Origin of the sequence: Pseudomonas sp. JV245A (assembly GCF_032424515.1) — a bacterium.
GTDB lineage: Bacteria > Pseudomonadota > Gammaproteobacteria > Pseudomonadales > Pseudomonadaceae > Aquipseudomonas > Aquipseudomonas protegens.
This window is the reverse complement of the sequence record NZ_VYKE01000502.1, coordinates 1-585: the sequence shown is the minus strand read 5'-3', so window position 1 is coordinate 585 and position 585 is coordinate 1. Positions and strand designations below refer to the sequence as shown.

The 585-nt window shown below is 60.7% G+C and carries 2 protein-coding genes; both read right to left on the bottom strand.

All coding sequences use genetic code 11. The annotated features are described in order from the left end of the window. Nucleotides 1–257 (bottom strand): DUF6279 family lipoprotein (locus tag F6S12_RS32710; RefSeq protein ID WP_315869985.1); only part of this gene is annotated, 257 nt, incomplete at its 3' end. Nucleotides 258–322: 65 nt separating this feature from the next. After that, nucleotides 323–585 (bottom strand): TorF family putative porin (locus F6S12_RS32705; protein WP_315869984.1); only part of this gene is annotated, 263 nt, incomplete at its 5' end.

Genomic DNA, 585 nt, shown 5'->3' with positions numbered 1-585 from the left:
TTGTTCTGCACCATCAGTTGCAGGCGGTCGAGCCAGTCCAGGTAACCCGGGAGCTGGGTGGTGCAATGCCAGCTCAGGTGCTGCTGCAGGCGCTGGTTGAACCAGCTCTTCTGCTCGCTGTTCATGTCCAGGTAGTCGTTGAGGTTCCAGGGAATGATCACATCCAGGTTGCGATAGGCCAGGCCGACCCGGCTACAGGCGCCCAGCATCAGGCTGATGATCAGGAGCGGAATGAGTAGGTGCCAGCGGCGCGCCATGTTCGAGTCCTTGCGAGTGCGGGTTGCTGTATCTGAACCCTGAAGGCGCCTCGCAGTTCAGACGTTCAGTAGAACGCCCGTTCGGCCTTGAAGGTGAGCAGGCCGTCGCATTGCGGGTTATGCCCGGAGTAGGCGCTGCAGTCGTTGCCGCTGAGGCTGGAGTCACTGTAGATCAGGTTCAGGTCGATCCCCAGCCAGGGGCGCGAGAGCTTGATCGACCAGTCATTGAAGCCGGCCACGTAGCCGCCGTCGGCGATCGAGACGCCATTGTTCAGTTGATGGGTGGTGTATTTGACGCTGACGCCAATGCCGAACGGTACGTTGCCGC